We start from the raw sequence: 6680 nt of genomic DNA on the forward strand, positions 1-6680 counted from the left end.
GGTGCGCCGGGGCCGGCGCCGGGGTGGCCGCGCTGACCGGGGAACGGCTGCTGCTGGTGCGGCGGCTGAGGTGTCTGGGGCGTAGGCGGCTGGAGCGCCTGCGGAGGCTGAGGTGCCTGCGGCGCCTGGGCCGCCTGCGGGAAGCCGTAGCCGCCGGGCGCCTCGTTGGCCGGGGCGGCACCGGGCCACTGCGCCGCGGGCTGCGGTGCTGAGGGGGCCGGAGTGGCCGGCTGGAAGGCGGGCGGCAGCGGCGGCAGCGCACCGCCCTGCGCGGGCGGCGACCACGGCACCGGTGCGGCGGCGGCCTGCGGGACCTCGGCAGCCGGCGGCGGCGCGTCCTGCGGGGCTGCGTCCTGGGGACCGGCGGCCTGCTGCGGTACGACGTCCTGGGTGCCCGACCCCGGGACAGCGTCGGCGGCCGTTACGTCTACGGGCCCCGAGGCCTTGTCGGCGCTCGCCCCGGCCGTGTCACCGCCCTCGGAATCCGTGGCGCCCGCGTCCGTACGGTCCGTACGGGAGGAGACCGCGGAGTCCGGGTCGCCGGGCGCGGAAAGGGAGGCGGCCGGCTCGGAGGACGTACCGGACGGGGACGCCTCCTCGACGTCTGCACCTGAGGCGGGGGAGTCGGCCTTCGCCTCGCCCTTCGCCCCGGCGTCGGCCGCGCCTTCAGCGGCAGGTCCGGAACCGGACTCGGAACCGGTCTGAGCGGAGGCCCCGGACGCGGACCCGGCCTTGGCCTCCGCCTCGCGCTCCGCGATCTCCCGCTTGAGCGCGGCGGGCGAGAAGCGCATCGTCGCGCCGCTCTCCACATCGCCGCCGCCGAACGGACCGGCATCCCCGCTCTGCCCGGCCGAAGCGGCTGGAACAGCCGGAGCGCTCGGAGCCGGCGCGGCCGGAGTCTGCGTGTGCGGAGTCTGCGCGTGCGGCGTCTCCGGTGCGGCAGGTGAGACCGGTGGGACGGAGGCGGCCGGCACGGCGGGAGCGACCGGTGCGGGGGAGGCCGGGGCCTCCGGAGCCGCAGGGGTGACCGGCTCGGCCGGTGCCGGCGGTACGGGCGCCCAGTTGGGGTCGAAGCCGCCGGGCGGCGCCGACAGGTCGGGCGCGGCCACGGGCGCCCCGACCGGCGGCGGAGGGGGCGCCAGGTGCGAGCCCGCTCCCCCCGATGAGTCCCCCGCCGCGTTCTGCGTGTACCAGGCGGGAGGGGTGTAGTCGATGGTGAACTCACCCGTCATCTCGGCGGGATCCGCGTCGGACGACTCGTCGACGGGCAGGTCCCATCCGCCGCGGATCTCGTCCCGATCGCCGTTCACTTTGCCTCCTGGTGTGGTCGAGCACCCTTGTGCCGTGGTGGGTGGGGGCGACCGTTCCCGATGTACCGGTCCGCCCGGCTCTCCCCCTTGCGACGCGCATCACCTGCTCGCAGGTTTCCTCTGCCGCGCCCCACCCACCCTAATCGCCATCCGGTGAACTCAGGCAGGGCGTTCGGCATCGCTCAACCTGTCCGTTACGTCACCGGCCGACCAGGAGTGAACAGGGACGGTACGAGAACGGGCCAAGAGCGGCACACGTGCGCAAAGTTCCCCACAGGACCCGCACATGTCGATCGGGGAGAGGGGGAGCGTCTCCGGGCCGGAGCGGCGGCCCGGGACCGCTCAGTCCATCCGGCGCGCGGCGCCCAGCAGCCCGGATTCGGCGTCCGTGGCCTGGGTCATGACGAACTGGCGGTCCCGGTCCGAGCACCACAGGGTGACGCCGTCGGCCAGGGTGGACAGCGCCTGGGCCTCGGCCGGCGAGAGGTTCATGATGCGGCCGATCTGCGCCGCCTCGTCCGGAGAGACCCGCTGGATGCCGACCAGCGCCGACTTCTTCATCAGCCGCGGAGCCACCGGGCTGAGATAGGGGAGCAGCGTCACCACGGACTGCCACGGCCCCGACACCACCCGGCCGCGCGGCGGCCGCATCCCGCAGTCGCGGATCACGACCACCGGCGAACCGGCTGAGGCACCCTGCGGCGGCACGCGGCCGACGTCGTGCAGCGAGATGCACGGCTGCCCGCCGCCCGCCGCCTGCGCGAGCGAGGTCCAGGCCTGGGCCCGGCCCGTCTCCACCGCGATCCGGGCGCCCGTCGCGGCGGCGCGCAGCGCCAGGACCTGCGCGGTCCAGATGCCGCCGATCAGAGTGACCTCGTACGGGGTGGGCCGGTTGATGCCGAGAACGGCGGGGCGGCCCTCGGCGTCGACCCCGATCACCGTGCCGTCGTCGCCCACCGGCAGCCCCAGCGAGGCCAGCTCGTCGAGGGAGACCGCGTGACGGCCGCGGCGGGGGCCGATCAGCCCGAAACCGCGCCGGGCGGGGCCGCCCGGCCGGGTGGGCCTCGTCGGAGTGGACATCAGTACCTGCTCCCGTACGTCTTCGTCGTCGGCATCAGCGGGTTCCGCCCAGCGGCAGCGTGGCGAGGACGCCGGGCAGCTGTTCGCGGTCCAGCCGCACCAGGGACGTCTTCACGCCGCGTGCGGTGCGCTCCAACTCATGTCGTGCGGCGACGAGTTCCTCATCGCTGCGGCCGGTGATCCGGACATGGCCGGTGACCGAGACCTCGGAGCGGTCGCCCCGCGCGAGCGTCAGGCTGAAGGTGGTGGCCAGCGCCGGGAGCGAGGTGAGCAGCGCCACGAGCTGCGGCATCGACGCACCGCCGCCGCCCAACTGCGGCCAGCGCGCCACCCAGTAGGTGGTGTGCCGCCGGTCGTCGCAGCGCCAGGTGCGCGCCGTCTCCTGCGTCCGCCGGCCGGGCGTCTCGGCGCGGCTGGCGTGCGTCATCGCCATCGGACTGACGCAGGCCGACGTGGCGATGGCGGACGTCAGCTCCTGCTCGGTGAGCACCGTCGCCCGGAATCCCGCGCCGGTGAGCCGGCTCGCCAACTGGTCCGCCACCCGTACCGCGCACTTCTGCGCGCCGACGATGCCGCCGCCGCGCGCCTCCACGGCCTCCGGGCACAGCTCCGGGTCGACCTTCAGGGCGATCCAGGTGATCCGCAGCGCCGGGGAACCGGTCTGGGCCTGCAACGGCGCGTAGTTGCGCGCCGCGACGGACTGCGGCGGGAGGTGCGGGGCGGGAGCGGGCTGGGTGTGCTGGACGACCTGCGCGGACTCCAGCCGGATGCCGTCGACCTCCAGCACGTCCCGGATCAGCGCCAACGGCAGCGGGTGGGCCGAGCGGTCGGGCCGCAGGGCGGTGGCGTCCGACTCGACCTGCACGACCGTCGTGACGAACGTACCGTCGCCGATGATCCCGACCGGCCGCCGGTCGCCGTCGCTGAAGGAATGCGTGCGCAGCGCCGGATCGCACTCGACGGCCGGCGCGAGCCCCGGCTCGGTGTCCGGGGGCAGGATCAACGAGGCCGCCCGGCGGGTACGGGCCCGCAGCGCGATGACGGTGCTCAGCCACTCCGGCAGCGACCGGCGGTGCCTGCGGACCACGGCCAGCAGCACCAGTACCGCGGCGACCACCCCGGCCGGGGCGAGCATCAGCGGGTCGATCACCCAGGCGGTGAGCAGCAGACCGGCGGCGATTTCGATGAGTACGAGCTGTTGCAATCGGAACAGGCCGAACTGTCCGGCACGTCCGTCCAGCCGTGGGGCGGACCCTGTGGCGGTCCCGCCCGGAGTGACTGACGGGCCCCGGGCGGCGGAGCCGGAACCCCGGCGTCCCCCCGGTGGCGCCCCTGCTCCCCGGACCCCCGAGGAGGCCCTGCGCCCGGCCTGACGTGTCCGCGTTGCGGATGCCATCATTCCGGCATTCCCCCGTTCGTAAGGCCCCAAGTCAACCCGATCGCCCCTGCCCCGCCGGGGGCTTGGGGGCTGGATCACCCTACCCGGCCCACCGCGGCCGGGCATCAGCAGGCATAGTAGGGGCCGGTCCGGCAGCAGGATCCGGCATCCGGGGTCCGGCACGGGAACGACGGCATCGCCCGCTTCCCGGCCGCGCGGGGAGACACGGGAGACAGACAGAGTCATGGCATCACGGCGGGACGAGCTCAACGCGTACACCTTTGCGAAGAAGCGCACGGTCGCCGCATTCCTCCAACCGTCGGCCACCGGTACCGAGGAAGGCGCTCCGCGGCCGTTGCGCGCCGTCGTTCCCAGCCTGATCGTCGGTGCGCTGGTGCTGGCGGGGTTCGGCGCCTGGGGCATGTTCAAGCCGACCGCTCCCAAGGACTGGGACAAGGCCGGATCCAAGGTGATCGTCGGCAAGAAGTCCACCACCCGTTACGTGGTGCTTCCGACCGGCAAGGGCAAGGACCGCAAGAACCTCCTCCACCCCGTGCTCAACCTCGCCTCGGCCCGGCTCCTGCTCACTCCGCAGGAGTTCGGCGTCATCCAGGTCGCCGACAACATCCTGGACTCGGGCAAGCCGCCGCGCGGCCCGATCCTCGGCATTCCGTACGCGCCGGACCGGCTGCCGGAGTCGACCGACGCCGGCGCCGCCAAGCGCTGGGCCGTCTGCGTACAGCCGGGCGGCAAGGGCAACACCGTGCAGAAGGCGGCCTTCGTCTTCGCCGGCCGCGACAACAAGCTCACCGAGGGCAAGAAGCAGCTCAGCGGCGGGCAGGTGCTGTACGTCCAGGGCCAGAAGGGCAAGGCCCGCTACCTCGTCGACGCGACCGGCACCAAGTACCTGGTGAACGAGACCGCCGCCGACAACGGCTTCCTCACCAACGCGCTCGTCGGCAGCCGCACACCGCAGTCCGTCACCGACGACTGGCTCGCGACCCTCCACGAGGGCAGCCCGGTGGCCTTCCCGCAGATTCCCGGTGACATCGGCGCCCCGGCCGGCGTCCAGGGACAGCTCTCCGCCGAGGAGAACCGGATCGGCATGGTGCTCAAGACCCTTACCGGAGAAGGCACCCAGCACTACGTGGTCCTGGAGCGCAAGGTCCAGCCGATCTCCGAGTTCACCGCCTGGCTGCTCATCAACTCGCCGCAGACCGCCGAGCTGAACCTCAACAGCGAGGCGCGCGCGGTCGGCCTCCAGGACTTCGTACCGGACGGCTCGACGTTCGCCGGGCAGGGCGCGCGCTGGCCGGATCGAAGGGCGAAGCAGGTCAACTCGGCCGGCGGCGAAGGCAGTCGGGACACCGTCTGCAATGTGCTCACCAAGGTCGACGAGCGCGGCCGCACCACGCTGACCACCTGGGCCGGCACCGCTTATCCGGCCGACATCAACGCCGGCGGCACCAGCACCTACGTCACCCCGGGCAGCGGTCTCCTCTACACACAGATGCGCACCGGCCAGACACGGCCGGACGGCTCGCTGTTCCTGATCACCGACACCGGACTGCGGTACGCCGTGCAGGCCAACGGCGACAGCGACGCCGAGCGCTCCGACATCGGCACCGGAGGCCAGAAGACCCAGGACGGCCGGCCCGAGCCCAGCCAGGCCCAGATCCGCCTCGGCTACGAGAAGGTGACACCCGCGCTCGTCCCGATCGAGTGGTCGGACTGGCTGTCCAAGGGGCCGCGGCTCGACACCAACAGCGCCCGCCAGCCGCAGGGTTCCTGACCGGCCGACGAGCCGCACGCGCGCTACCGTACAACTCGGGGGAGAGGGACAGATGTTGGACCGGATGACCGCTCGGCTGCCGGTGGTGGCCGCCGCCGCACTGGCGGTCCTGGCCGTGCCGCACGCCGCCTACGCCGCCGAAGGACCGGGTGCCGCGGGCCTCGGGATCGACGGCACCGGCGAGTGCACCTTCCCGATGAAGAAGCAGTTCGAGGGGCGGCCCTGGTCGCTCCAGCGCGTCCTGCTCGACGAGCTGTGGCAGGACACCAAGGGCAAGGGCGTCCGGGTCGCGGTCATCGACACCGGCGTGGACAACGCCAATCCGCAGCTCAAGCCGGCCGTCGACGCACGTGCCGGACGCAACCTCCTCAAGGGCGGCAAGGCGGACGGCACCGGCGACACGATCGGCCACGGCACGAAGGTCGCCGGCATCATCGCCGCACGCCCCGCCAAGGGCACCGGATTCGTGGGTCTGGCTCCCGAGGCCACCATCATCCCGATCCGGCAGAACGACGAGAAGAACAGCGGCAAGGACACCACCATGGCCACCGCGATCGACCACGCGATCGCCAAGAAGGCCGACGTCATCAACATCTCGCAGGACACCACCAAACCGCTGACCGCCGACTCGCCCCTCGGCAGAGCGGTGGCACGGGCGGTCGGGGCGGGCATCGTGGTCGTCGCGTCCGCGGGCAACGACGGCATCGACGGCAAGCAGAAGGACACCTACCCGGCGGCCTTCGACGGAGTCCTCGCCGTCGCCTCCTCCGACCGCAACAACGAACGGGCCGCCTTCTCGCAGTCCGGCGAGTTCGTCGGAGTCGCCGCACCGGGCGTCGACATCGTCTCCACCGTGCCGGGGTTCGGACAGTGCACCGACAACGGCACCAGCTTCTCCGCCCCGTACGTCGCCGGAGTGGCCGCCCTCCTCGTCGCCAAGTACCCGGCCTGGAAGCCCGCCGAGATCATCGCGCGGATCGAGCAGACCGCCGAACGGTCCATCACCGGCCATGACCCGTTCGTCGGATGGGGTGTCGTCGACCCGGTCCGCGCCCTCGCGGGCGACAAGGACGACGTCCCGCAGCCCGCACCCAAGCCCGACCCACCCATGCCCAAGGCC

The 6680-nt window shown here is 73.1% G+C and carries 5 protein-coding genes; 2 read left to right on the plus strand and 3 right to left on the minus strand.

From position 1 onward, the window contains the following. The 3 genes from JS521_RS32470 to eccE form a co-directional block, all read right to left on the minus strand. A partial coding sequence (locus JS521_RS32470) for an SCO5717 family growth-regulating ATPase (RefSeq protein ID WP_307847983.1) occupies window positions 1-1310 on the minus strand: 1310 nt, incomplete at its 3' end. A 342-nt stretch (window positions 1311-1652) separates the two neighbouring features. Then, a complete protein-coding gene (locus JS521_RS32475; protein WP_205086484.1) occupies window positions 1653-2390 on the minus strand; it encodes a hypothetical protein in 738 nt (245 codons plus the stop codon). A gap of 34 nt (window positions 2391-2424) precedes the next feature. Beyond that, window positions 2425-3786, minus strand: coding sequence for a type VII secretion protein EccE (gene eccE, locus JS521_RS32480; protein ID WP_205086485.1), 1362 nt, complete (start codon window positions 3784-3786; stop codon window positions 2425-2427). A gap of 226 nt (window positions 3787-4012) precedes the next feature. Between eccE and eccB the strand changes: the two genes are divergently transcribed. Further along, window positions 4013-5560 carry a type VII secretion protein EccB gene (gene eccB, locus JS521_RS32485; RefSeq protein WP_205086486.1) on the plus strand — a complete coding sequence of 516 codons (1548 nt, stop codon included), beginning with the start codon at window positions 4013-4015 and terminating at the stop codon, window positions 5558-5560. A gap of 52 nt (window positions 5561-5612) precedes the next feature. Beyond that, a partial coding sequence (mycP, locus tag JS521_RS32490; RefSeq protein ID WP_205086487.1) for a type VII secretion-associated serine protease mycosin occupies window positions 5613-6680 on the plus strand: 1068 nt, incomplete at its 3' end.

The organism is Streptomyces durocortorensis, assembly GCF_016901035.1.
Taxonomy (GTDB): domain Bacteria; phylum Actinomycetota; class Actinomycetes; order Streptomycetales; family Streptomycetaceae; genus Streptomyces; species Streptomyces durocortorensis.